Genomic DNA, 24,971 nt, shown 5'->3' with positions numbered 1-24,971 from the left:
TCATGGACCGGGCGCCGTCCGAGCTGCTGCGCCTGCTCCCGGCCGGCCCGGCGGCGCTGCTGGCCATGCAGGACCAGGACAAGGGCGCGCTGCAGGCACCGATACGCGCCGAGCTGTTCGGCCCGCAGCGCTTCGCCCAGCATGGCCGCAGCCTCGGCGAGACCCACCGCGCCACGCTGGGTGGCGCGACGAGCTTCTTCCCACGCCTGCGCAGCAATATCAGCGTGCTGCGCCAGGCCCGCCACTACATCGGCGCGCAGGCCGCCAGCGGCTACGACATCAGCCCGGCGGCCGAATGGCTGCTCGACAACTTCCATCTGATCGAGGCCCAGATCAAGGAGATCCACGAAGGCCTGCCGAGCCGCTACTTCCGGGCGCTGCCGCGGCTGATCGCCGAGCCGCTGGCCGGATTGCCGCGCATCTATGGCGTGGCCTGGGCCTTTGTCGCCCATACCGACAGCGCCTTCGACGCCGAGCTGCTGCAGGCCTTCCTGAACGCCTATCAAGAGACGCGCGAGCTGACCCTGGGCGAGACCTGGGCCCTGCCGACCACCTTGCGCGTCGTGCTGATCGAGAACCTGCGCCGCCTGGCCGAGCGCGTCGCGACGCAAAAGGCCGCGCGCGAGCTCGCCAATCTGTGCTGCGACCGGCTTGACGGCTGCAGCCTGCACGGCCTGGACCAGCTGCACCGCACGATGCAGCGGCGCGGCGTCGGCCCGGTGTTTCTGGCCCAGCTGGCCTTGCGCCTGCACGACCGCAGCACGGTGGACCGGGGCCATGTGCAGGGCTGGCTGCTCGACTGGCTGCAGCGCGCCCTGCCCGACCCTGCCGCGCTGCAGGCCCAGCTCAGCGCCGACCAGACCGCCGACAACCTCAGCGTCAGCAACGCCGTCAGCTCGCTGCGCGCGATCGCTGCCGCCGACTGGCCCGAGCTGATCGCCCGCGCCAGCAGCCTGATGCGCTTGATGCTGGGCGCCCCGGTATTCGCCGCCGAGCACAGCCAGACCCGCGACCAGAGCCTGCACCGCATCGAGCGCCTGGCCAGGCGCAGCGGCCGCAGCGAGCTGTCGGTGGCCAGGACTCTGCTCGACCTGATGCGGCTGGCGCCGGGTGGGTCGACCAGTGCGCCGGCAGCGGCCGGCTACTGGCTGCAAGGCGCCGGCCGGCCGACCCTGCTGCGCGCGCTGGGCCTGCGCGAGCCTGGTCTGCTGGCCTGGCGCAGCGCTGTGCGCCGGCTGCGTCTGCCGCTTTATCTGGGCACGCTGGCGCTGGCCACGGCGGCCCTGGTCGGCGCACTGCTGCCGAGGTCTGCGCTGGAGCCCGGGTGGCTGCTGTGGCTGGGCCTCGCGCTGATGCTGATCCCGGCCTCCGAGGCCGCGGTGGCGCTGCTCAACCGCATGGTCAGTGAATCGCTGCGGCCCCAGCACCTGCCGCGCCTGGCGCTGGCCGAGGGCATCCCGGCCGAGCATCGCGTGATGGTCGTGATCCCCGCCCTGCTGGGCGATCCGAGCGCTGTCCGTGCGCTCGCGCAGCGTTTGCAGCTGCACCATCTGGCCAACCCGGAAGCCCACACCCAGTTCGCGCTGCTGAGCGACTGGGCCGATGCCGAGCAGCAGCATGTCGATGGCGACGATGCGCTGCTGACCGAGGCCGCGCAACAGCTGCGCGCGCTGAATCTGCGTCATCCGGCCGCACCGGGGGCGCCGCCGCGCTTTCTGCTGCTGCACCGCGAGCGCCGTTTCAGCGCCAGCGAGCAGCGCTGGATAGGCTGGGAGCGCAAGCGCGGCAAGCTCGAACAGCTGGTCCAGGCGCTGGCCAGCGGCGACGCCACCGCCTTCGTGCCGCTGGGTGAGCTCACGCAGATCGCCGCCGACACCCGCTACATCGTCACGTTGGACAGCGACACCGGCATGCCGCCCGGTCGCCTGCGCGAGCTGGTCGGCGTCGCGGCCCACCCGCACAACCAGCCGCAGCTGGACGCCAGCGGCCAGCGCCTGCTGGGCGGCTACGGCATCCTGCAGCCGCGCGTCGTGACCCCGCTGCCGGCCGAGCGCGACCTGACGCCCTACCACTGGCTGTTCGCCGGCCGCAGCGGCCTCGACCCCTACAGCGCCGCCAGCTCCGAGGTCTATCAGGACCTGTTCCATGAAGGCACCTTCACCGGCAAGGGCCTGCTCAACGTGCGGGCCGTGCACGCGCTGCTGGCCGGGCGCCTGCCCGAGGGCCAGGTCTTGAGCCACGATCTGCTGGAGGGCTCGCTGGCGCGCTGCGCGGCGGTCAGCGACATCACGCTGATCGAGGAGGCGCCCTTTCACGCCGATGTGGCGGCCTCGCGCGTGCACCGCTGGACCCGCGGCGACTGGCAGCTGCTGCCGCTGCTGCTGAAACCGGGCCGCTACCGGCTGCGCGCGATCAACCGCTGGAAGATGTTCGACAACCTGCGCCGCTCGCTGGTGGCGCCGGCCGCGCTGGCGCTGCTGCTGCTGTCGCTGGCCGGCCTGGTGCTGGCGCCGGCGGTCGCGCTGGCCCTGGTGCTGGCGGCCTTCACCGCCGGGCCGCTGCTGGGCGCGCTGGCCGGCCTGGCCCCCAGCCGTGATGATCTGGCGCTGGGCCACTTCTACCGCCAGGCCATGCTGGAACTCGTGCGCGCGCTGGCCGGCGGCCTCTGGCATCTGAGCCAGCTGCCGCAGCAGGCGCTGCTGGCGCTGGACGCGATCACGCGCTCGCTCTACCGCACGCTGATCAGCCGGCGCCAGCTGCTGCAATGGACCACCGCGGCCGCCGCCCAGGCCGCCGCCAAGACCGCGCTGCTGGAAAGCCTGCGCCAGCACTGGCGCGCGCCGCTGCTGAGCCTGCTGCTGCTGGGCGCGCTGCTGCTCAGCGGCCGCACGCCCTACCCTGCGCTGAGCCTCGCGCTGGGTCTGCTGTGGCTGGGCGCGCCGCTGCTCAGCTGGTGGGTCAGCCGGCCACGGCGCCGTGCCACCACGCGACCGGCCGCCGAGCAGGCCTATCTGAACGGCGTCGCGCGCGATACCTGGCGCTTCTTCGAGCGCTGCGTCGGCCCGGAGGATCTGCATCTGCCGCCCGACAATCTGCAGACCCTGCCGCATGAGATGCTGGCCCATCGCAGCTCGCCGACCAATTTCGGCCTCTATCTGCTGAGCGCCGTCTGCGCCCGCCAGTTCGGCTGGATCGGCACCGAGGAGCTACTCAAGCGCCTGGAAGCCACCTTGGCCAGCATGGCCGGCCTGCAGCGCTACCGCGGTCATTTCCTGAACTGGTATGACACGCAGACCCGGGCGCCGCTGCTGCCGATGTATGTCTCCAGCGTCGACAGCGGCAATCTCTGCGGCCATCTGCTGGCCGTCGCCCAGGCCTGCCTGGAGCTGGCCCAGGCCCCTTACGACGAGGGCCCCGCGCGCCGCGCGCTGGCCGCGTCGCGGCAGCGGCTGCGCGCGCTGCTGCCGGCGGACTCGCCCCTGCTCATCGAGACACACAACGCCGAGAGCTTCGAGCCGCTGATGCGGGCACACAGGGCCGCCGAACCACTGACCTGGCTGCTGGCCGACCACCTGGCCACGCTGCGCTCGATACAGCTGGACCGCCAGGCCATGCTGCTGGGCAGCGAAGACGGCAGGCTGCGACTGCGCGCGCTGGCACGCGACTGCGAGGTGCTGGCCTGGGAGCCCGACTTCAAGTTCCTCTACAGCACCAAGCGCCAGCTCTTCCATATCGGCTTTCGCGTTGCCGAGCAGCAGCTCGACGAGGGCTTTTTCGATCTGCTGGCCTCGGAGTCGCGCCTGACCAGCCTGCTGGCGATCGCCAAGGGCGATGTGCCGGTGCGCCACTGGAGTGCGCTGGGCCGGCCCTTTTATGCCCAGGGCACGGCGGCGGGCCTGCGCTCGTGGTCGGGCTCGATGTTCGAGTACCTGATGCCGGGCCTGGTGCTGGACGAGCCGCAGGGCAGCGCGCTGCGCGAGGCCTGCGAGGCGGCGGTGCAGGAGCAGATCGATTTCGGCGCGCTGCACGGCACGCCCTGGGGCGTGTCGGAGTCGGCCTATGCCGGCAGCGACCACACGCTGGCCTACCAGTACGCGCCGCAGGGTGTGCCGCGGCTGGCGCTGCGCCGCACCCCGCCGGACGAGCTGGTGATCGCACCGTATGCGACGGCGATGGCCGCCCCGCTGGCGCCGCAGCGCGCGCTGCAGAACCTGCAGCGACTCGAGTCGCTGGGCGCGCGTGGCCGCTACGGCTTCATCGAGGCGCTGGACTTCACGCCCTCGCGCCGCACCGGCGCGGCCGCCTTCATGCCGGTCAGCACCTTCATGTCACACCACCAGGGCATGAGCATCGTCGCGCTGGCCAATCTGCTGCTGGGCGGCGTCGCGCAGCGCTGGGGCATGGCCGACGCCCATCTGCAGGCGGTGGCCTCGCTGCTGCACGAGAGCGCGCCGCGCGAGGTCTCGCGGCTGGCCGCGCCGGAGCCGGGGCCGCCGCCGCTGGCCGCCACCGAGCGCAGCGCCGGCCTGCTGCGCGAGGTGCTGCCGGGCATGGCGGCCATCGCGCCGACGCATCTGCTGTCGAACGGGCGCTACAGCGTCTCGCTGCGCGCCAACGGCGCCGGCAGCAGCCATTGGGGCCGCCAGGGCATCAGCCGCTGGCGCGACGATGCGCTGCGCGATGCCTATGGCAGCTTCTTCTATCTGCGCCGCCGGCCCGGCGCCGCGCCGGTTTCGCTGAGCCAGCACCCGGCGCCCGACCCGGCCGCGCAGTACCGGGCGCTGTTCCATGCCGACCGGGTCAGCCTGTCGGCCGACTGGCCCGATCTGCAAAGCCAGATCACGGTCTGGGTCAGCCCCGAGGACGATATCGAGTTCCGCCAGGTCGAGCTGCGCAATACCGGCGACAAGCTGCTGGAGATCGAGCTGATCTCGGCCTTCGAGCCCAGCCTGACCGAGGCGCGCGCCGACGAGGCGCACCCGGCCTTCGGCAATCTGTTCGTGCGCGCCGAATGGCGGCCGGCCCAGCAGGCGCTGTGCTTCGAGCGCAAACCGCGCCTGGCCACCGAGCGCGGCCTGCATGCCGCGCATTTCCTGACCCATACCGAGCATGCGCTGCTGGGCATCGGCGGCCAGGCCGACCGTGCACTGTGGCTGGGCCGCAGCCGCGCGGCGAACCGGCCGCTGGCCCAGCTGCGGCCGCTGCCGGCCGGCGGCGATACGCTGGCGCTGGAAACCGGGCTGGACCCGGTCTGCGCCTTGGGCGTGAGCCTGCGCATCGCGCCGCATGCCAAGGCGGTGCTGACCTTCGCGACCGCCGCCAGCGACGACGCCGGCGTCCTGCACGCGGTGATCGACAAATACCACCAGCAAAGCCATGTGCAGCGGGCCTCGCTGATGTCGGCCACCCTGGCCGGCATCCGGCTGCGCGCGCTGCGCATCAGCCCCGAGCATTTCGCGGCGGTGCAAAGCCTCAGCACCGCGCTGCTGCTGAGCCTGACCCGGCCGCTGGCCCTGCCCGGCGTGTGCGACCGGCGCCTGCTGTGGCGCTTCGGCATCTCGGGCGACCGGCCGCTGATACTGGTGACGGCCGGCGTGATGGCCGGCGTGGGCCTGCTGCGCACGCTGGCCCAGGCGCTGCGGCTGTGGGCCTGGGGCGGGCTGGCCTGCGATCTGGTGGTCGTCAATGCCGAGCCGGTGTCCTACCAGATGGCCTTGCAGCGCGAGATTGCCGCGCTGCGCGAGCACCATGGCAGCGAGGGCAGCCATGCCCATGTCAGCACCAGCGCCAGCACCGGCTTCCATCAGCTGCGCGCCGAGGAGCTGTCGGCCGACGAGCTCAGCACCCTGCAGCAGCTGGCCCGCGTGCGTCTGCATGCCGATGGACGGCCGCTGCTGCACCATCTGCAGGCCTGGACCGCCCAGCACGAGCAGGCGCTGGCGGCCCGCCAGGAGGTCTCGGGCACGGCGCTGGAAGTGGCCAGCGGCGGCCCGGCTCAGCCGGCGCGCGGCAGTTTCGCCCAAGGCGGCGAGGAGTTCCGCTTCGAGGTCGATGCCGCGATGCGAACGCCACGGCCCTGGATCAATGTGCTGGCCAACCCCGAGTTCGGCTGCCAGGTCTCCGAGGGCGGCGGTGGCCACAGCTGGGCGCGCAACAGCCGCATGAACCAGCTGACCGCCTGGTCCAACGATCCGCTGGCCGACCCGCCGTCCGAGTGGTTCTTGCTGCAGGATCTGCGCAGCCTGGAGGTCTGGAGCACGGCACCCGGCGCATGGGGCGACCAGGGCGTGGCCTACCGCGTCGCCCATGGCCAGGGCTACACCCGCATCAGCCACCGGCGCGGTGATCTGGAGATCCGGGCGGTCTGGTGCGTCGACCCGCAGCTGGCCGTCAAGCAACTGCGCTTGAGTATCAGCAACCGCGGCGCCCAGCGCCAGCAGCTGCGCCTGATCGGCATCGCCGAATGGATGATGGGCGCACAGCGCAGCGACCGCGGCACGCTGCACACCGCGCTGCACAGCCAGCGCCTGCCCGATGGCCCGGACGGCGCCCGCAAGCTCAGCGCGCTGCTGGCCACCCAGCCCGAGCGCTCCGGCGGCCTGGGCGAGGGCACGGCCTTCCTGGCCATCGCCGGCCCGGCCGATGCACTGCCCGACTGGAGCTGCGACCGGCGCGAATGCTTCGATGCGCGCGGCCGGCTGGTGCTGCCCGATCACTTCGGCCAGCGCAGCGGCGCCGGCCTCGACCCCTGCGCGGCGCTGGCTATCACGCTGGACCTGCCGGCCGGCCAGACCGAGGAGCGGACCTGGCTGCTCGGCTGGGCCGACAGCCCGGACGCCGCGCGCCAGCTGGCGGCGGTGGCGGCGGCCGTGCCGCCCCAGCAGCGCCTGGATGCGCAGCGGCGCGACTGGGACGCGCTGCTCGGCGCCGCCCGCGTGAAGACCCCCGATCCGCTCTTCGATGCCCTGGTCAATCGCTGGCTGCTCTACCAGGCCGTCTCCTGCCGGCTGTGGGCCAAGGCGGGCTTCTACCAGGCCGGCGGTGCCACCGGTTTCCGCGACCAGCTGCAGGACGCGATGGCGCTGGCCTGGGCCGCGCCGCAGCTGCTGCGCGAGCAGATCCTGGCCTGCGCGGCGCGCCAGTTTCCCGAGGGCGATGTGCAGCACTGGTGGCATGCCCCCGGCGGCGCCGGCGTGCGCACGCATTTCTCCGATGACCTGCTATGGCTGCCCCATGCCTGCGTCCACTATCTGCGCGCCAGCGGCGATGCCGCCCTGCTGGAGCAGCGATTGCCCTTCCTGGAGGGCGCGGCCATCCCCGAGGGCGCCGAGGACGCCTACTACACCCCGACCATCAGCAGCCACAAGAGCTCGGTCTACGAGCATGGAGCGCTGGCGCTGGATCGCAGCCTGCGGGTCGGCGTGCACGGCCTGCCGCTGATGGGCAGCGGCGACTGGAACGACGGCATGAACCGGGTCGGCCACCAGGGGCGCGGCGAATCGGTCTGGCTGGCCTGGTTTGCCTGCCGCATCGTGGCCGACTTCGCGCCGCTGGCACGCGAGCGCGGCGACACCGAGCGCGCCGAGCGCTGGGAGCGCGCCGCCGCCGGCTGGCGCGCCGCGCTGGCGGGTCCGGCCTGGGACGGCCGCTGGTACAAGCGCGCCTTCTTCGACGACGGCCAGCCGCTCGGCTCGGCCGCCAACAGCGAGGCCCGCATCGATCTGATCGCCCAGGCCTGGGCCGTGCTGTCCGGTGTCGAGGGCGAGCCGGGCCGCGCGCAGCAGGCGATGGCCTCGGCCCACAGCCTGCTGGTCGACGCCGAGGCCGGGCTGATACGGCTGCTGGACCCGCCGCTGGCCCATACCGAACCCAGCGCCGGCTATATCCAGGCCTATCCGCCCGGCGTGCGCGAGAACGGCGGCCAGTATTCGCACGCCGGCATCTGGGCGCTGATGGCCCAGGCCCGGCTGAACCGGCCCTCCGACCTGCCCTACCAATACTTCTGCCATCTGAGCCCGGCCCACCGGGCCGCCCATCCGCAGCAGGGCCCGGTCTATGGCCTGGAGCCCTATGTGATGGCCGGCGACATCTACACGCAGCCGCCCTATAGCGGGCGCGGCGGCTGGAGCTGGTACACCGGCGCGGCGGCCTGGCTGCACCGCGCGGCGCTGGAGGCCATCTTCGGGCTGAAGCTGGAGGCCCAGAGCCTGAGCTTCACACCCTGCCTGCCGGCGCACTGGCCCGAGGCAGAGCTGACGCTGCGGCGCGATGGACGGCAGATGCGCTTCATCCTGCTGCGCGCCACGCCGGAGCAGGCGCGGGTGGCGGCGACCGCGGCCGGGGCCACCCTCATTGACGAGGGCCAGGTCCTGCGCTGGCAAGACCTGGCCCCCGAGACCTGCTTCATGCTGCCGCTGACGCCTATCGAGGCTTGATCGCGCCGGCCTCGTCCGACAGCAGGATCTCGACACGGCGGTTCAGCTGGCGGCCGTCGGCGCTGTCATTGCTGGCCACCGGATAGGCCTCGCCATAGCCCTGGGCGCGGATGCGCTCGCGGCCCACGCCCTGGTCGACCAGGGCCATGCGCACCGCGTCGGCGCGCCGCCCGGACAGGCCCTGGTTGGCACTGTCGCTGCCGACACTGTCGGTATAGCCCTCGACCATCGCGGTGCGCTGCGGATACTGCTTCAGGAAGCCGACCAGCTTGTCCACGTTGCGCATGCCGCCGGGCTTGAGCTCGGCGCGGTTGGTGTCGAACAGCACATCGCCAATCGTGATCACCAGACCACGCTCGGTCTGCAGCGCGTTCATCTCCTTGAGCTGGGCCTCCAGCTGGGCGTTGACGGCACGGGCATCCCGGGTCTGCTGCTGGGCCATCGCGGCCTGGCGCTGGGCGGCATCGGCCTGCGCCATCGAGGCGTTGGCATTGCGCTGGGCGATGTCAGCCTCGCTGGTGCGGGCGGCCAGACGGGAGCGGTCGCGCTCGGCGGTGGCCAGGCCCAGGGCCTGCTCGGCGCCCTTCTGGCCGGCGGTTTCCTGCGCGATCGCGATGCGCTGCTTGGCCAGATAAGACCAGTGATCCACCTCGCTGGGTTTGTCCTTGCGGGTCCAGGCCTCGCTGGCCTTGCTCAGCGCGTCGCTGGCCTGGCGCATCTCGACGCCGGCGAGCTCGCTGATCTGCGGGGTCTGCTGCGCCGCGCGATAGTCGCGTCGGGCTTCCTCAAGTCGGGCATTGTCGGCAGGCAGGCTGCTGCAGCCCATCAGCACGGCCAGCGCCGCGAGGCTCAGCAGGGACAGGGTGTGATGGCGGGAAATGTTCATGACGGGGTCCTCGGTGTCGTTGGTGCTGGCAGCACGGCAGGCGTCTTGCGGCCCATCTCTTCGCGCAGCACGCGGTTGCCTTCCTGCAGCTCCTCGGCGGTCTTGCGGGCCTTGGCGGCGCGGCTCTTGGCCTCGGCCAGGCGGGCGTCCACCTCGGACTGCTGGGCCATCTGCAGCGCCTGATCATGGTCCTTGCTGGCCAGCGCGGCCTGGGCGCGCTCCAGCTTGGCGCGCGCCATGCGCAGCTCGGCCGGGGCCAGTTCGGCGGCGCCGGCACCGTCGGCGCGGGTCAGCGCGGCACTGGAAAGCGCCAGCTCGGCGCTGGGAGGCGGCGTGCTGGCGCAGGCCGCCAGTGCCAACAGCGCCAGCGCGCCGGGTACGGCCCTGAGGCCAAGAGAGCGTGTCATCGCAAATCCTTTCGTTGAAGGCGACGCGCCGGGGCCGGGCGTCCGTGAGCGATCAGGCTGGGCGCTTTCGCAAGCAGGGTCCGTGCGTTGACGCACATAGCGCGCGGTCGCGGTGCCGTCCTACAGCGGTCCGGCCGGCCGACTGGGCCGGCGACGGCGAAAAGCCGTCAATCGGGGACGCCTGGCGCGGCGGCCATGGCTTAGAGTGCAAGGGCGGCCCTGCGGCGCCGCCGATCAGCAGCGATCTACCGGAGGCGATCATGACGATGAAGCCCGCCCATCCCGCCCGGCGCCAGCTCTTGCGCCGGCTGGCCCTGCTGGCGCCCGCGCTGGCCCTGCCCCCGGTCGCCCAGGCCCAGCCGGCGCCGCTGCTCAAACCGCTCCCATCCAGCGGCGAACGCATTCCGGTGCTGGGCCTGGGCAGCTGGATCACCTTCAATGTCGGCGACGATGCGCAGGCGCGCGCCGGCTGCACGGCGGTGATGCGGGCCTTTTTCGCGGCCGGCGGGCGGCTGATCGATTCCTCGCCGATGTACGGCTCCTCGCAGCCGGTGATCGGCCAGGGGCTGGCGGCGCTGGGACCGGCCGCCGCCTCGGTGTTCGCGGCCGACAAGGTCTGGATCGGCGCCGGCGCGCGCGGGCCGGCCCAGATCGAGGCCTCGCGCCGGCACTGGGGCGTGGCCCGCTTCGACCTGCTGCAGGTGCACAACCTGCTGGCCTGGGAGGCCCATCTGCCGCAGCTGCAGACCCTGAAGGCGAGCGGGCTGCTGCGCTATGTGGGCATCAGCACCTCGGAGGGTCGGCGCCATGCCGAGCTGGAGCGCATCATGCGCAGCCAGCCGCTGGACTTCATCCAGCTCAGCTACAACCCGCTGGACCGCGAGGCCGAGGCGCGGCTGCTGCCGCTGGCCCAGGAGCGCGGCATCGCGGTGATCGCCAACCGGCCGTTCCGCCAGGGCGAGCTGCTGCAGGCCCTGGCCGGTGAGCGCCTGCCGCCCTGGGCCGGCGCCGAGCTGGGCTGCAGCAGCTGGGCCGCGCTGGTGCTGAAGTTCATCGTCTCGCACCCGGCCATCAGCTGCGCGATCCCGGCCACCAGCCAGGTCGAGCACCTGCGCCAGAACATGGCCGCCGCCAGCGGGCCCATGCCCGATGCGGCCCAGCGCCGGCGCATCGCCGAGCTGATCGCGGCGCTCTGAGCATGGCCGAGTGGTGGGCCGTCTGGTGGAGTTACCGCTTGTCCGACTTCCTGATGTTCTCGCCGGCCGCCTATGCCCGCCTGTTCGAGCGCTACAACGCCGCTATCTGGCCCCTGCAGCTGCCGATGCTGGCGGCCGGGCTGGCGCTGCTGCTGAGCCCGCTGAGCGCCGCGCGCTGGCCGCTGTGGCTGCTCGCTGCTGCCTGGCTGTGGGTGGCCTGGGCTTTTCACTGGCAGCGCTATGCGCAGATCAACTGGGCAGCATCCTGGTTCGCCGCCGGCTTTGCCTTGCAGGCCCTGCTTGTGGCGCTCGCGACGCGGCGACCGTCGCCCTTGCCACGGCGGCGCTGGCCGGGCCTGGCTTTGATCGCCTGGGGCCTGCTCGCCCAGCCGCTGCTGGGCTTGGCGCTTGGCCGCAGCTGGCGCGGCGTCGAGCTGTTCGGCCTGGCCCCGGATCCGACCGTGCTGGCCACCTTGGGCCTGCTGCTCATGCGTCCCGGCCCCTGGTGGCTGTGGCCGATCCCGCTGCTGTGGTGCGCGATCAGCGGCGCGACGCTCTGGACCCTGAAGGCGCCCGAGGCCCTGCTGCTGCCGGCTGCGGCCCTGCTGAGCCTGCTCACATCGCTGGGGTCTAGGCGCCCAGCGTCCCGCTGACCCGCCCCAGCGTCGCCCGCGCGCCGGCCAGTGCCTGCAGGCGCTCGCGCAGATAGTCGGCCAGCCGCACATGCTGGGCCAGCACGACGTTGAAGCGCAGATGCGGGTCGGGCGCGGCATCGGCACGGAAGGTGGCGCCGCGCGCCAGCAGGATCTTGTTGCGGTAGGCGTCCTGCACCAGCAGATCGACATCCACGCCCTCCGGCACCCGGCCCCACAGGAACAGCCCGCCCTCGCCGGGCTGGGGATCGAAGGCGATGCCGGCGGCCGCGAGCTGGCGCGAGGTGCTGTTGCGCGCCGCGATCAGCTGGCGCTGCAGCCGCTCCAGATGCTTGCGCCAACGCCCGGCCGCCAGCAGCTCCAGCAGCACATACTCGTTGAGCGCCGGCGTCGTCAGCACCGTGTAGATCTTCTCGCGCAGCAAGGCCTTCAGCAGCGCCGGTTCGGCCGCCAGATAGCCCAGGCGCAGCGCCGGGCTCAGCGCCTTGCAAAAGCTCGAGTAGTAGATCACCCGGCCCAGCCCCGACAGCGCCGCCAGCCGGGTCGGATGGCCGGGGTGGAAGTGGCCCTGCACATCGTCCTCGGCGATCAGCAGGCCGTGCGCCTCAGCCAGCATCAGCACCTTGTGCAGATTGGCCGGGCTGCTGCCCCAGCCGGTCGGGTTGTGCAGCACGGTCTGGATGAAGAGCAGGCGCGGCCTATGCGCGCGGCAGGCGGCCTCCAGCTCGTCCAGATCAAGCCCGTCAGGACGGCGCGTGATCGGCACCACGCGCAGCCCGGCCTCGCGCAAGCGGCCGAACATCAGGAAGTAGCCGGGGTTCTCGACCAGCACCGTGTCGCCCGGCTGCAGGAAGGCGCGGCAGATCAGATCGATGGCCTGGGTGCCGCCATAGGTGGTCATCACCCGGCCGGCATCGACCGCCAGCCCCTGGCCGCGCAGCAGCATCGCGATACGCTCGCGCAGCTCGGGCAGGCCCTGCGGCGGGCAGCGGGTGGCCATGCCGGCCGTGCTGCGCGCCAGCGCCCGCTGCACCGTCACCGCCGGCACCGCATCCGCCAGCCAGGAGGCCGGCAGGGCCCCGCTGCTGGCCAGCAACACGCCGGCACGCTGGTCGCTGGCCTGCTGGGCCAGCCAGACCGGCTCCTGCTCCTCGCCGGCCTCCAGTGCCGCCGGGTCGGGCAGCTGCACGCGCGGCTCGCAGACGAAGAAGCCGGCCGTGCCGCGCGAATCGATGCTGGCCGAGGCCACCAGCCGGTCATAGGCGCTGATCACGGTCTGCGGGCTGACCGCCAGCTGCTGGGCCAGCTGGCGGATCGAGGGCAGGCGCGCACCGGAAGGCAGCTGGCCGGCCGCGATCAGCGCGCGCAGCCGTGCCTCGATCTGGTCGGCCAGGGCCATCGTGGAGTTGCGGTCGATCGAGAACATGGGGGCCAGTTTAGGGGCTGCGCAGCAGCGACAGGGCCAGCAGCAAGAGGGTCGCGGCCATCAGCAGATTGAAGGCGCGGCGCTGCCGCGGCTCGGCCAGAAAACGCCGGATCGCGACACCGAACAGTGCCCACATCGAGTTGCAGGGGAAGCCGATGGCCCAGCCGATCAGCCCCACCAGCAGCGCGCCCTGCACCGCGCCCAGGCCGGTCGGCATGAAGACCGAGGCCAGCGTGATGGCCTTGATCCAGCTCTTCGGGTTCAGCGCCTGGAACAGCACCGCCTGCGCAAAGCTCAGCGGCTCGGCCGGCCGGCCCTGGGCCGCCGAGACGCCGCTGAGCTGCCAGGCCAGATAGACCAGGTAGAGCACGCCGGTGACGCGCAGCACGGCGTGGGCCTGCGGATAGGCCAGGAACAGGCTGCCCAGCCCCAGGCAGCACAGCAAGGTCTGGGCGAACACGCCGACATTGATGCCCAGGATGGGCGCCAGGCTGCGGCGATAGCCGAAGTTCGCGCCCAGCGCGGTCAGCATCACATTGTTCGGTCCGGGTGTGCTGGACATCACCAGGCAGTAAGTCATCAGGGGCAGCAGATCGCTGAGCATCGGGCGGGGCTCCAGGAAGGGAAGCCCGAGCTTAGGGACGCGGGGCCGGCAGGCCCAGATACAACAGGGGCCGACGGCTCAGTTGCTGTACCGGTCCTTGGACCCACACAAGCCCGCCAGCACCAGCTGCGTGATCAGCGCCTCGGCCGCGGCATAGTCCCCCGCCTCCAGCACCGGCTTGCCCAGCAGGATCGCGAACTGCGGGCCGAGGTCGGCATAGGCCTGGGTGCTGGCCCAGATCGTGAACATCAGGTGGCGGAAGTCCAGCTTGGCGACCAGTCCCTGGCGGGCCCAGCGCTCGAAGGTCTTGACATCGGCATTCAGCGCCGGCAGCACCTGGGCCTCGATCGCGTCGCGAAAGCGCGGTGCGCCGGCCATCACCTCGCGGGCGAAGACCTGGGAGCCGGCCGGGCGCTCGCGCGAGTAGCGCAGCTTGGCGGCGATGTACTCGCGCATCGCGGCTTCCGGGTCGGTGCCCGAGACGATGCCGGCCATGCGTTCCAGCCACTCGGCCAGCACCTCGTCGAGCACCTTGCGGTAGAGCTGCTCCTTGCTCGGGTAGTAGTACAGCAGGCTGTGGCGGCTGATGCCGACGGCGGCGGCGATGTTTTCCAGCGACGCCCCCTCGAAACCATATTGCGCGAACTGGCGTTCCGCTTCGGCACAGATGGCCGCCTCCTTGCGCAGCCGCGCCGCACGCGGCTGGGGCGCGAGCTCCTCGCTCGCTGCCGGGCTTGGTGCATCGGTGGATTTCTGACTTGTATTGCGCGCCGTGCTGGTGCGCCGCGCCTTGGATTCGGTCATTGCTGGCATGACGGGATTGTCGACGCGGCTATCTCAACACAGGACGGTGGTAGCGACCCGAGGGAATTTACCGACTGGTGATTTTTTACGTGTTAGTAAATTATCAACACACCCAGCACCCGGAGCCCGAGATGGACACCAACACGCCAGGCATTGCCGCCGGCCGACTTGCCGAGGCCGACTACACACGCAACTTCAGCGACGCTCACCCGCCGCTGAACCGCAGGCAGGCGCTGATCGAGGCCGAGCGCTGCTACTACTGCTACGACGCGCCCTGTATCACGGCCTGCCCCACCGGCATCGACATCCCCAGCTTCATCCAGCGCATCGCGCAGGAGAACAACCGCGGCGCGGCCCAGGCCATCCTGGAGGCCAATCCGCTGGGCGGCATGTGCGCCCGGGTCTGCCCCACCGAGATGCTGTGCGAGCAGGCCTGCGTGCGCAACACCAATGAGAGCAAGCCGGTCGAGATCGGCCTGCTGCAACGCTTCGCCACCGACGCTTTCTTTGCCAAGCCCGATGCGAAACCGCTGTTCACGCGGGCACCCGCCACCGGCAAGAAGGTCGCGGTAGTCGGTGCCGGCCCGGCCGGGCTGGCGGCGGCCCATGGGCTGGCGCGACGCGGACATGAGGTTCTGCTCTTCGAATCCCGTCCCAAGCTGGGCGGCTTGAATGAATACGGCCTCGCCACCTACAAGACCACCGAGGGCTTCGCGCAGCAGGAGGTTGACTGGCTGCTGTCCATCGGCGGCATCACGGTCAAGACCGGATCGCATCTGGGCCGTGACATCACGCTGAACCAGCTGACGGCCGAGTTTGATGCGGTCTTCCTGGGCCTGGGCCTGGCCGGCGTCAACGCGCTGGGCATCACCGAGCCGCAATGCGAGGGGGTGCGCCCTGCGGTGGACTTCATCGCCGAGCTGCGCCAATCGAAGCCGGCCGAGGTCAAGGTCGGCCAGAAGGTGCTCGTGATCGGCGGCGGCATGACGGCGGTCGATGCCTCGGTGCAGAGCAAGAAGCTCGGCGCGCGCGAGGTGACCATGGTCTATCGCCGCGGTGTCGAGGGCCTGAGCGCCTCGGGTTACGAGCAAGAGTGGGCACAGAAGAACGGCGTCCTGCTGCGGACCTGGGCCGCGCCCAAGCAGATCCTGGCCGAGAACGGCAAGGTGAGCGGCGTGCAGTTCGCGGTGACGGCGCTGCGGGACGGCCAGCTGGTCGAGACCGGCGAGCTGTTCACGATCGAAGCCGATATGGTGCTGAAGGCCATCGGCCAGAGCTTTGTGCCGGCCGGTGTCGAACTGGAACTGAAGAGCGGCCGCATCGCCACCGACGCGAGCGGCAAGACCAGCCACGCCAAGGTCTGGGCCGGCGGCGACTGCCGCTTTGGCGGGCGCGACCTGACGGTCGAGGCCGTCGAGCACGGCAAGCAAGCCGCGATCTCCATCGACTCTTTCCTGCGGAGCTGAACCATGGCCGACATCAGCAGCAACTTCCTGGGCATCCAAAGCCCGAACCCTTTCTGGCTCGCCTCGGCCCCGCCGACCGACAAGGAGATCAATGTCACCCGCGCCTTCGAGGCCGGCTGGGGCGGCGTGGTCTGGAAGACCCTGGGCGAGGACCCGCCGGTGGTCAACGTCAGCGGCCCGCGCTACAGCACCTTGATGAGCCAGGACCGCCGCGTGATCGGCCTGAACAATATCGAGCTGATCACCGACCGGCCGCTGCGCACGAATCTGGAGGAGATCCGGCGGGTCAAACGCGCCTGGCCCGACCGGGCCATGATCGTCTCGCTGATGGTGCCCTGCACCGAGGAGAGCTGGAAGGCCATCCTGCCCATGGTCGAGGACACCGGGGCCGACGGCATCGAGCTGAACTTCGGCTGCCCGCACGGCATGAGCGAGCGCGGCATGGGCTCGGCCGTGGGCCAGGTGCCCGAGTACATCCAGATGGTGACGGCCTGGTGCAAGCAGTACTCAAAACTGCCGGTGATCGTCAAGCTGACGCCCAACATCACCGATGTGCGCCAGCCGGCCCGCGCGGCCAAGGCCGGCGGCGCCGATGCGGTGAGCCTGATCAACACGATCAACTCGGTGATGGGCGTGGACCTGGACCGCATGGTGATGCACCCCAGCACCGACGGCTGGGGCTCGCACGGCGGCTATTGCGGCCCGGCGGTCAAGCCGATCGCGCAGAATATGGTGGCCGAGATCGCCCGCGATCCGCTGACCGCCGGGCTGCCGATCTCGGGCATAGGCGGCATCACGACCTGGCGCGACGCGGCCGAGTACATCGCGTTGGGTTGCGGCACCGTGCAGGTCTGCACTGCGGCGATGGTCTACGGCTTCAAGATCGTGCAGGAGATGTGCTCGGGCCTCTCGAACTATATGGACGAGAAGGGCTACGGCAATATCGACGCGATGATGGGCCTGGCCGTGCCGACGGTGAAGAACTGGAACCAGCTGAACCTCAACTATGTGGAGAAGGCGGTCATCCATCAGGACAGCTGCATCCAGTGCGGCCGCTGCCATGTGGTCTGCGAGGACACCTCGCACCAGGCCATCTTCGCCAGCAAGGACGGCAAGCGCCACTTCGAGATCAACGAGGCCGAGTGCGTGGGCTGCAATCTCTGCGTCTCGATCTGCCCGGTGCCGGACACGATCACGATGCGCCGCGTGATGCCCGGCGAGATCGATCAGCGCACCGGACAGCCGGTCAGCGGCGAGTATGCGAACTGGACCACCCATGCGAACAATCCGATGCGTGTGAGCAGCTGAGCGCAGCGGGTTTTCCGCATGGCGTGAGGCGACCGTTCGCACAAACATAGGCACAAAGATTGCTCACTTCACAAGACACACCCCCAGAGGAGAGAAACGCATGAGCACCAGCACCAGCGCCATCCACAGCGCGCCGGCCGGCAATCCGCTGGCCAATGAAGATCTGCTGCCGACCCCGGCCGCCCACCGCACCTGGGCCTGGAAGGACTATGCGGCGCTGTGGGTTGGCATGGTGGTCTGCGTGCCGACCTACACGATGGCCAGCTCGATGCTGGACCAGGGCTTCAGCTGGCAGATGGCGGTCTGGCTGGTCTTCCTGGCCAATGTCATCGTGCTGGTGCCCATGGTGCTGATCGGCCGCGTCGGTCCCAAACACGGCATTCCCTTCCCGGTGCTGGCCCGCGCCTCCTTCGGCGTCAAGGGTGCGAACCTGCCGGCCGTGCTGCGCGGCCTGGTGGCCTGCGGCTGGTTCTCGATCAACTGCTATTTCGGCGCGCTGGCCCTGCACGGCTTCTTCAATGTGCTGGGCATGAATCTGGCCGGCCCGGCCGCCGGCGAGACCATCAGCAGCTCGCAGTTCGCCTGCTTCCTGGCCTTCTGGGCCCTGCACATCTGGTTCATCTGGAAGGGTCCGGAGTCGATCCGCAAGCTGGAGGTGATCGCCGCGCCGCTGATGATTGCGGCCTCGCTGCTGCTGGTCGTCGTGCTCCTGATGAAGGTGCCGGCCGGCCAGCTGTTCGCGCTGCCGGCCAAGGTGGTCGAGGGCGGGCCCAAGACCTGGGCCGCGCTGACCGGCCTGGTCGGCTTCTGGGCCACCCTGGCGCTGAACATCCCCGACTTCACCCGCTTCGCGAAGAGCCAGAAGGACCAGGTGCTGGGCCAGGCCATCGGCCTGCCGATCCCGATGGCGCTGTTCTCCATGGTGGGCGTGATCGGCTTCTCGGCCTCGGCGATCCTCTACGGCAAGGCGCAACTGTTTCCCGATGGCCTGCTGACGCAGATGGGCCCGGTGGCCGCCGGCGTCGGCCTGCTGGTGATACTGCTGGCCAATCTGACCACCAATGTGGCGGCCAATCTGGTCTCGCCGTCCTATGACTTCAGCCAGGTCGCGCCAAGCAAGATCAGCTTCCGCATGGGCGGCATCATCGCCGCGCTGCTGGGCCTGCTCTTCATGCCCTGGAAGCTGCTGGCCACCTCGGGCGGCTATCTCTTCACCTGGCTGGGCGGCTACGGCACCTTGCTGGGCGCGATCGCCGGCATCCTGATGGTCGACTACTACCTGGTGCGCAAGACCGAGCTGAAGGTCGACGACCTCTACCGGCGTGGTGGCGCTTACGAGTACAGCGGCGGCTGGAACCTGCATGCGGTGATCGGCTTCGTGCTGGGCGTGCTGCCCTGCCTGCCGGGCTATCTGGCGGTCTCGGGCGTGATCCCCAAGGACGGTGTCGCTCCCCTGCTGCTGAACCTCTATGACTTCGGCTGGTTCTTCAGCCTGGCCGTGGCGGGGATTTACTACTATCTGACGGCACCCAAGCCGCGCTAGGAGACCGGACATGAGTAGCAGCTTGTTGATACGCGGCGGCACGGTGGTCAACGCCGACCGCGAGTTCGCCGCCGATGTGCTCTGCGTCGACGGCAGGATCGCCGCGGTCGGCCCGCGCGCGCAAGACCTGGCCCCGAGCGGCGCGCAGACGCTGGATGCGAGCGGCCAGTACCTGCTACCCGGCGGCATCGACCCGCACACCCATATGCAGCTGCCCTTCATGGGCACGGTGACGATGGATGACTTCTTCACCGGCACGGCCGCTGGTCTGGCCGGGGGCACGACCTCGATCATCGACTTCGTGATCCCGAATCCGCAGCAGCCGCTGATGGAGGCCTATCAGCAGTGGCGCGGCTGGGCCGAGAAATCGGCGGCCGACTACGGCTTCCATGTGGCCATCACCTGGTGGAGCGAATCGGTCCATGCCGAGATGGGCCGGCTCGTCCGGTCAGAAGGCATCAACAGCTTCAAGCACTTCATGGCCTACAAGAACGCCATCATGTGCGACGACGAGACCCTGGTGAACAGCTTCAAGCGCTCGCTGGAGCTGGGCGCGATGCCCACGGTCCATGCCGAGAACGGCGAGCTGGTCTTCCTGCTGCAGCAGGAGGTCGCCAAGATGGGCATCACCGGCCCCGAAGGCCACCCCTTGTCGCGCCCGCCCATGGTCGAGGGCGAGGCGGCGAACCGCGCGATTGCGATTGCCGATGTGCTGGGCGTGCCCATCTACATCGTGCATGTCTCCTGCATCGAGTCGGCCGAGGCGATCGCCCGCGCGCGCGCGCGCGGCCAGCGGGTCTATGGCGAGGTGCTGGCCGGCCATCTGCTGATCGACGACAGCGTCTACCGCCACCCCGATTTCGCGACTGCGGCGGCCCATGTGATGAGCCCGCCCTTCCGCCCCAAGATCCACCAGGACTTTCTGTGGCGCGGCCTGCAGAGCGGCCAGCTGCACACCACGGCCACCGACCACTGCACCTTCTGCGCCGAGCAGAAGGCCGCCGGCCTGGAAAACTTCGCCAAGATCCCGAACGGCTGCGGCGGCATCGAGGAGCGGATGGCGGTGATCTGGGACGCCGGCGTCAACTCCGGCCGGCTGACCCCCAGCGAGTTTGTCGCGATCACCTCGGCCAACACCGCCAAGCTCTTCAACCTCTATCCGCAGAAAGGCTCGGTCAGCGAAGGCGCCGATGCCGACCTGGTGTTGTGGGACCCCCAGGGCACGAAGACGATCTCGGCCAAGACGCAGCACAGCAAGGGCGACTTCAACATCTTCGAGGGCCGCACAGTGCGCGGCATACCGAGCCACACGATCAGTCAGGGCAGGTTGGTCTATGCCCAGGGCGAGCTGCGCGCCACGCCGGGCGCCGGCCGCTATCTGAAGCGCCCGGCCTTCGGCCCGAATTTCCAGGCGGTCAAGGCGCGGGCGCAAGACCTGGCCCCAAGCGCCGTCGCGCGTTAGTCAAGGAGCAGTACCGATATGGACATGAAGACCAAACCCGCAGACACCGAAAAATTGGCTGATCTGCGCGTCAATGGCGAACGCCTGTGGGCCTCGCTGATGGAGCTGGCCCGGATCGGCGCCACCGAGAAAGGCGGCGTCTGCCGCCTGGCGCTGACCGAACTCGACAAGCAGGGCCGCGATCTGGTGATCGGCTGGGCCAAACAGGCCGGCATGACGGTGACGGTCGACAAGATCGGCAATGCCTTCATGCGCCGAGCCGGCCGCAACAACGCCCTGCCCCCGGTGATGACCGGCAGCCATATCGACACCCAACCGACCGGCGGCAAGTTCGACGGCAACTACGGCGTGCTGGCCGGCATCGAGGTGGTGCGCACGCTCAACGACCATGGCATCGAAACCGAGGCGCCGATCGAGGTGGCCTTCTGGACCAATGAGGAAGGCTCGCGCTTCGTGCCGGTGATGATGGGATCGGGCGTGTTCGCCAAGGCCTTCACGCTGGAGCATGCCTATGCGGCCACCGACACCGAGGGCAAGAGCGTCAAGGACGAGCTGGAACGCATCGGCTACATCGGCCCCGAGGAACCCGGCGACCATGCGATCGGCAGCTATTTCGAGACCCATATCGAGCAGGGGCCGGTGCTGGAGGATCATGACAAGACCATAGGCGTGGTCACCGGCGTGCTGGGCATCAAATGGTATGACTGCACCGTCACCGGCATGGAGGCCCACGCCGGGCCGACGCCGATGGCGCTGCGCAAGGATGCGCTGCAGGTGGCGACCGTGCTGATGCAGGAAGTGGTGGCCACCGCGCTGCGCTACGGACCGCATGGGCGAGGCACGGTAGGCATGGTGCAGGTGCACCCGAACAGCCGCAATGTGATTCCGGGCCGGGTCAAGTTCAGCATGGACATGCGCAACAGCACGGATGCGCTGGTCGATGCGATGGATGCCGACATCCGCCGGTTCGCGGCCGAGCTGAGCGCCAAGACCGGACTGCCGATCCAGATCGAGCTGGTCTCGCACTACCCGGCCGCGCCCTTCCACGCCGACTGCGTGGCGGCCGTGGCCAAGGCGGCCGAGGCGCTGGGCTATTCGAATATGCCGGCCGTCTCGGGCGCCGGCCATGACGCCGTCTATATGGCGCGGCTGGCGCCGGCCGGGATGATCTTCATCCCCTGCAAGGACGGCATCAGCCACAACGAGATCGAGGACGCCAAGCCCGAGCACATCACCGCGGGCTGCAATGTGCTGCTGCACGCGATGCTGGAGCGGGCCCTGGCGCCCTAGCCGGAGCCAGGCGAACGCTCAGTCGCGGCCGCCCTTGCCGTGGCCATGGCCACGACCCGGGTGGTCATCGCGCTTGCCGTCGTGGCGGTCATCGCGACGACCGTCGCCGCGGCCATGGTCGCGGTCGCGACGGTCGTGATCGCGGCGATAACGCGGCGCGTATTCGTTCTGGTACCAGTCGTCGCGAACGAAGTAGACCGGCCGGCCGCAGGCGTCGTAGCGGCCGCAGTGCTTGCCCCAGTTCTTCTGATGGCCGGGCGGCACACGCAGATAGACCGGCTCATAAACCATCCGGGGTGCCCGGTGTATCACGACCGGCTCGGCATAGATGACGCGTGGCCGGGGATAGTTGCCGATGTCGATCTGGCCATAGAAGCCGGGTTGTCCCAGGCTGATGGAGACGCCGACATCGGTGGCCTGGGCGCTGCCAATGGTGGCAAACGCCAGACCGGCGGCGAGGATCAGATGTTTCATCGCGGGACTCCTTGTTGTAGATATGCGTGACTGCTCAACGCCCGGGGCGGTTGGCGGATGACAGCAGAAACCTTCGGAAACATCGCTTACGAAGCCCGACGCTCTGCCTGCTGGATGCGGCTCGGGCCGTGCCTAAGGCCGGACTTGCCGCCACAATGCAGCTTAGCCAAAAATCCACGCCCCAACCGCCAGGAGAGTGTTTATGCCCAAAGCCCCCGTCGCCAGCACCCCACACGCATTTGCCCACACGCTGAGCGAGTTCACGACACCCTCGGGGCGCAGCGGCCGCTACTACTCCCTGCCCAAGCTGGCCAAGAAGTTTCCCAATATCAAGCGCTTGCCGATCTCGCTGCGCATCGTGCTGGAGTCGGTGCTGCGCAATTGTGATGGCAAAAAGGTCGCGCCGGAGCATGTGGCCCAGCTGGCCAACTGGCAGCCGGTGGCCGAGCGCAGCGACGAGATTCCCTTTGTCGTCGCCCGTGTCGTGCTGCAGGACTTCACCGGCGTGCCGCTGCTGGCCGATCTGGCCGCGATGCGCAATGTCGCCGCCGCTGCCGGCCTGGACCCCAAGCGCATCGAGCCGCTGGTGCCGGTGGACCTGGTCGTCGACCACTCGGTGATGATCGACCATTACGGCACGAAGAAGGCCCTGGACCTGAATATGAAGCTGGAATTCGAACGCAACCGCGAGCGCTACGAGTTCATGAAATGGGGCATGCAGGCCTTCGACACCTTTGGCGTCGTGCCGCCGGGCTTCGGCATCGTGCACCAGGTCAATCTGGAGTATCTGGCGCGCGGCGTGCACAAGACGGGCAACAAGGGCGAGAAGGTCTACTACCCCGACAGCCTGGTCGGCACCGACAGCCATACGACGATGATCAACGGCATCGGCGTGGTCGGCTGGGGCGTCGGCGGCATCGAGGCCGAGGCCGGGATGCTGGGCCAGCCGGTCTATTTCCTGACTCCGGACGTGGTCGGCTTCGAGCTGACGGGCCGGCTGCGCGAAGGCGTCACCGCGACCGATCTGGTGCTGACCGTCACCGAGATCCTGCGCAAGGAGAAAGTGGTCGGCAAGTTCGTCGAGTTCTTCGGCGAGGGCACCGAGAGCCTGGCCGTGCCGGACCGCGCGACGATTGCCAATATGGCGCCGGAGTACGGCGCGACCATGGGCTTCTTCCCGGTCGACGACAAGACGCTGGACTATTTCCGTGGCACCGGCCGCAGCAAGGCCGAGATCGAGGCCTTCGAGGCCTATTTCAAGGCCCAGGACATGTTCGGCGTGGCCCGCGCCGGCGACATCGACTACTCCCAGGTCGTCAAGCTCGACCTGGGCGCCGTCGTGCCCTCGCTGGCCGGCCCGAAGCGCCCGCAGGACCGCATCGAGATCACCGATCTGGCAGCCAAGTTCGCCGAGCTCTACAGCCAGCCCACGGCCGCCAATGGTTTCAACCAGCCGGCCGAGAAGCTGGGCCAGGTCTTCAAGACCACCGGCGGCCTCGATGTGAAGAACGGCGATGTGCTGATCGCCGCGATCACCTCCTGCACCAACACCTCCAACCCCAGCGTGCTGCTGGCCGCCGGCCTCCTGGCGAAGAAGGCGGTGGAGGCCGGGCTGAAGGTGCAGCCGCACATCAAGACCTCGCTGGCCCCGGGTTCGCGCATCGTCACCGAGTATCTGGAGAAGGCCGGCCTCCTGCCCTATCTGGAGAAGCTGGGCTTCAATCTGGCCGCCTATGGCTGCACCACCTGCATCGGCAATGCCGGTGACCTGACCCCCGAGCTCAACGAGGCCATCACCAGCAATGACCTGATCTGCGCCGCCGTGCTGTCGGGCAACCGCAATTTCGAGGCCCGCATCCATCCGAACCTGAAGGCCAATTTCCTGGCCTCGCCGCCGCTGGTGGTCGCCTACGCGATTGCCGGCAATGTCACGGTGGACCTGATGACCCAGCCACTGGGCAAGGGCAAGAAGGGCCGCGACATCTTCCTCGGCGACATCTGGCCGAGCAGCGACGAGATCTACGCGCTGATGAAGTACGCGATGAACCCCAAGGCCTTCCGCGAGAACTACGAGCAGGTGGACAAGAAGCCCGGCAAGCTGTGGCAGCAGATCGATGGGGTCGCGGGTCAGGTCTACACCTGGCCCAAGAGCGGCTATATCGCGCAGCCGCCCTTCTTCGAGGGCTTCACCCAGACGCCGGTGTTCACCGCCGCCGGCGTCTCCGGCGCCCGCATCATGGCCTTGTTCGGCGACTCGATCACGACCGACCACATCTCCCCGGCCGGCGCCATCAAGGACAGCTCGCCGGCCGGCCAGTATCTGCAGGGCCTGGGCGTGGGCAAGGCCGACTTCAACAGCTATGGCTCGCGCCGCGGCAACCATGAGGTGATGATGCGCGGCACCTTCGCGAACGTGCGCATCAAGAACCTGATGATCCCGGCCAAGGCCGACGGCAGCCGGGTCGAGGGCGGCCTGACCCTGCTGCAACCCTCGGGCGAGCAGGCCTATATCTATGACGCCGCGATGCAGTACATGGCCGCCGGCACACCCACCGTGATCTTCGGCGGCGAGGAGTACGGCACCGGCTCCAGCCGCGACTGGGCCGCCAAGGGCACCCAGCTGCTGGGCATCAAGGCCGTGATCGCACGCAGCTTCGAGCGCATCCACCGCTCCAATCTGGTCGGCATGGGCGTGCTGCCGCTGCAGTTCAAGCCGGGCGTCAGCTGGGAGAGCCTGGGCCTGAAGGGCGACGAGTTGATCGACATCCAGATCCCCGGCGAACTGGCGCCCCAGCGCGACGCGACGCTGGTGATCACCCGCGCCGACGGCAGCCGGCAGGAAGTGCTGCTGACCTTGCGCATCGACACGCCGATCGAGGTCGACTACTACCGCCATGGCGGCATCCTGCCCTTTGTCCTGCGCCAGCTGCTGGCGGCTTGAAACGCAAGAGGCACAAGAGGCCATCAAGCACTGGAACGTTTTTTCGGGCCAGGAAACGCCATCGGCGCGCTGACAG

At 69.6% G+C, this 24,971-nt stretch carries 15 protein-coding genes; 9 read left to right on the top strand and 6 right to left on the bottom strand.

Going from position 1 to position 24,971, the window contains the following annotated elements; genetic code table 11:
• Positions 1 to 2: 2 nt before the first annotated feature.
• Positions 3 to 8,435, top strand: a complete 8,433-nt coding sequence (locus ABGI63_RS14175) for a glycoside hydrolase family 94 protein (protein WP_349743034.1) — start codon at positions 3 to 5, stop codon at positions 8,433 to 8,435.
• Here ABGI63_RS14175 and ABGI63_RS14170 read toward each other — a convergent pair.
• Both ABGI63_RS14170 and ABGI63_RS14165 read right to left on the bottom strand, forming a co-directional pair.
• Positions 8,422 to 9,321 carry an OmpA family protein gene (locus ABGI63_RS14170; RefSeq protein WP_349743033.1) on the bottom strand — a complete coding sequence of 300 codons (900 nt, stop codon included), beginning with the start codon at positions 9,319 to 9,321 and terminating at the stop codon, positions 8,422 to 8,424. The two genes, ABGI63_RS14175 and ABGI63_RS14170, sit on opposite strands and share 14 nt — an antisense overlap.
• On the bottom strand, positions 9,318 to 9,728 hold the full coding sequence (locus ABGI63_RS14165; protein WP_349743032.1) for a DUF4398 domain-containing protein: 411 nt from the start codon (positions 9,726 to 9,728) through the stop codon (positions 9,318 to 9,320). Before ABGI63_RS14165 ends, ABGI63_RS14170 begins: the two co-directional genes overlap by 4 nt.
• Before the next feature lie 260 nt (positions 9,729 to 9,988).
• Here ABGI63_RS14165 and ABGI63_RS14160 point away from each other — a divergent pair, with 260 nt between their 5' ends.
• Entirely contained in the window at positions 9,989 to 10,924 is a 936-nt protein-coding gene (locus tag ABGI63_RS14160; protein ID WP_349743031.1) for an aldo/keto reductase, read from the top strand.
• Between the two features lie 2 nt (positions 10,925 to 10,926).
• Positions 10,927 to 11,577 carry a DUF6064 family protein gene (locus ABGI63_RS14155; RefSeq protein WP_349743029.1) on the top strand — a complete coding sequence of 217 codons (651 nt, stop codon included), beginning with the start codon at positions 10,927 to 10,929 and terminating at the stop codon, positions 11,575 to 11,577.
• Here the strand turns inward: ABGI63_RS14155 and ABGI63_RS14150 are convergent.
• The 3 genes from ABGI63_RS14150 to ABGI63_RS14140 form a co-directional block, all read right to left on the bottom strand.
• Positions 11,555 to 13,003: an aminotransferase-like domain-containing protein gene (locus ABGI63_RS14150; protein WP_349743027.1), complete on the bottom strand. Its 1,449-nt coding sequence runs from the start codon at positions 13,001 to 13,003 to the stop codon at positions 11,555 to 11,557. The two genes, ABGI63_RS14155 and ABGI63_RS14150, sit on opposite strands and share 23 nt — an antisense overlap.
• A gap of 10 nt (positions 13,004 to 13,013) precedes the next feature.
• Complete coding sequence (locus ABGI63_RS14145) at positions 13,014 to 13,607, bottom strand: LysE family translocator (protein ID WP_349743026.1); 594 nt, start codon at positions 13,605 to 13,607, stop codon at positions 13,014 to 13,016.
• 78 nt (positions 13,608 to 13,685) lie between these two features.
• The gene (locus tag ABGI63_RS14140; RefSeq protein WP_349743182.1) at positions 13,686 to 14,411 is read right to left on the bottom strand and encodes a TetR/AcrR family transcriptional regulator; all 726 of its coding nucleotides are present in this window, start codon (positions 14,409 to 14,411) and stop codon (positions 13,686 to 13,688) included.
• A gap of 131 nt (positions 14,412 to 14,542) precedes the next feature.
• Here ABGI63_RS14140 and ABGI63_RS14135 point away from each other — a divergent pair, with 131 nt between their 5' ends.
• The 5 genes from ABGI63_RS14135 to ABGI63_RS14115 all read left to right on the top strand — a co-directional run bounded on the left by ABGI63_RS14135 (position 14,543) and on the right by ABGI63_RS14115 (position 21,480).
• Positions 14,543 to 15,877, top strand: a complete 1,335-nt coding sequence (locus ABGI63_RS14135; RefSeq protein ID WP_349743025.1) for an NAD(P)-dependent oxidoreductase — start codon at positions 14,543 to 14,545, stop codon at positions 15,875 to 15,877.
• Positions 15,878 to 15,880: 3 nt separating this feature from the next.
• Positions 15,881 to 17,185, top strand: a complete 1,305-nt coding sequence (preA, locus tag ABGI63_RS14130) for an NAD-dependent dihydropyrimidine dehydrogenase subunit PreA (RefSeq protein ID WP_349743024.1) — start codon at positions 15,881 to 15,883, stop codon at positions 17,183 to 17,185.
• A 100-nt stretch (positions 17,186 to 17,285) separates the two neighbouring features.
• A complete protein-coding gene (locus ABGI63_RS14125; RefSeq protein ID WP_349743023.1) occupies positions 17,286 to 18,728 on the top strand; it encodes an NCS1 family nucleobase:cation symporter-1 in 1,443 nt (480 codons plus the stop codon).
• Between the two features lie 10 nt (positions 18,729 to 18,738).
• Positions 18,739 to 20,190 carry a dihydropyrimidinase gene (gene hydA / locus ABGI63_RS14120; protein ID WP_349743021.1) on the top strand — a complete coding sequence of 484 codons (1,452 nt, stop codon included), beginning with the start codon at positions 18,739 to 18,741 and terminating at the stop codon, positions 20,188 to 20,190.
• An 18-nt stretch (positions 20,191 to 20,208) separates the two neighbouring features.
• Positions 20,209 to 21,480 (top strand): Zn-dependent hydrolase, encoded by a 1,272-nt coding sequence (locus ABGI63_RS14115; RefSeq protein ID WP_349743020.1) that lies wholly within the window; start codon positions 20,209 to 20,211, stop codon positions 21,478 to 21,480.
• Between the two features lie 18 nt (positions 21,481 to 21,498).
• On the opposite strand, the gene ABGI63_RS14110 is transcribed toward ABGI63_RS14115, so the two are convergent.
• Positions 21,499 to 21,954 carry a hypothetical protein gene (locus ABGI63_RS14110; protein ID WP_349743019.1) on the bottom strand — a complete coding sequence of 152 codons (456 nt, stop codon included), beginning with the start codon at positions 21,952 to 21,954 and terminating at the stop codon, positions 21,499 to 21,501.
• A 202-nt stretch (positions 21,955 to 22,156) separates the two neighbouring features.
• Between ABGI63_RS14110 and acnA the strand changes: the two genes are divergently transcribed.
• On the top strand, positions 22,157 to 24,895 hold the full coding sequence (gene acnA, locus ABGI63_RS14105; RefSeq protein ID WP_349743017.1) for an aconitate hydratase AcnA: 2,739 nt from the start codon (positions 22,157 to 22,159) through the stop codon (positions 24,893 to 24,895).
• The last annotated feature ends 76 nt before the right edge of the window (positions 24,896 to 24,971 follow it).

It is taken from the genome of Roseateles cavernae, from assembly GCF_040187885.1.
GTDB lineage: Bacteria > Pseudomonadota > Gammaproteobacteria > Burkholderiales > Burkholderiaceae_C > Roseateles_E > Roseateles_E cavernae.
The sequence above is the reverse complement of the archived record's forward strand: the minus strand, read 5'-3'. Positions and strand labels throughout refer to the sequence as shown.

What these genes read in the sequence shown, in the direction of transcription:
- ABGI63_RS14175 (WP_349743034.1), top strand. Translation starts at nt 3, where the DNA reads ATGGACCGGGCGCCGTCCGAGCTGCTGCGCCTGCTCCCGGCCGGCCCG.
- ABGI63_RS14170 (WP_349743033.1), bottom strand. Translation starts at nt 9,321, where the DNA reads ATGAACATTTCCCGCCATCACACCCTGTCCCTGCTGAGCCTCGCGGCG.
- ABGI63_RS14165 (WP_349743032.1), bottom strand. Translation starts at nt 9,728, where the DNA reads ATGACACGCTCTCTTGGCCTCAGGGCCGTACCCGGCGCGCTGGCGCTG.
- ABGI63_RS14160 (WP_349743031.1), top strand. Translation starts at nt 9,989, where the DNA reads ATGACGATGAAGCCCGCCCATCCCGCCCGGCGCCAGCTCTTGCGCCGG.
- ABGI63_RS14155 (WP_349743029.1), top strand. Translation starts at nt 10,927, where the DNA reads ATGGCCGAGTGGTGGGCCGTCTGGTGGAGTTACCGCTTGTCCGACTTC.
- ABGI63_RS14150 (WP_349743027.1), bottom strand. Translation starts at nt 13,003, where the DNA reads ATGTTCTCGATCGACCGCAACTCCACGATGGCCCTGGCCGACCAGATC.
- ABGI63_RS14145 (WP_349743026.1), bottom strand. Translation starts at nt 13,607, where the DNA reads ATGCTCAGCGATCTGCTGCCCCTGATGACTTACTGCCTGGTGATGTCC.
- ABGI63_RS14140 (WP_349743182.1), bottom strand. Translation starts at nt 14,411, where the DNA reads ATGACCGAATCCAAGGCGCGGCGCACCAGCACGGCGCGCAATACAAGT.
- ABGI63_RS14135 (WP_349743025.1), top strand. Translation starts at nt 14,543, where the DNA reads ATGGACACCAACACGCCAGGCATTGCCGCCGGCCGACTTGCCGAGGCC.
- preA (WP_349743024.1), top strand. Translation starts at nt 15,881, where the DNA reads ATGGCCGACATCAGCAGCAACTTCCTGGGCATCCAAAGCCCGAACCCT.
- ABGI63_RS14125 (WP_349743023.1), top strand. Translation starts at nt 17,286, where the DNA reads ATGAGCACCAGCACCAGCGCCATCCACAGCGCGCCGGCCGGCAATCCG.
- hydA (WP_349743021.1), top strand. Translation starts at nt 18,739, where the DNA reads ATGAGTAGCAGCTTGTTGATACGCGGCGGCACGGTGGTCAACGCCGAC.
- ABGI63_RS14115 (WP_349743020.1), top strand. Translation starts at nt 20,209, where the DNA reads ATGGACATGAAGACCAAACCCGCAGACACCGAAAAATTGGCTGATCTG.
- ABGI63_RS14110 (WP_349743019.1), bottom strand. Translation starts at nt 21,954, where the DNA reads ATGAAACATCTGATCCTCGCCGCCGGTCTGGCGTTTGCCACCATTGGC.
- acnA (WP_349743017.1), top strand. Translation starts at nt 22,157, where the DNA reads ATGCCCAAAGCCCCCGTCGCCAGCACCCCACACGCATTTGCCCACACG.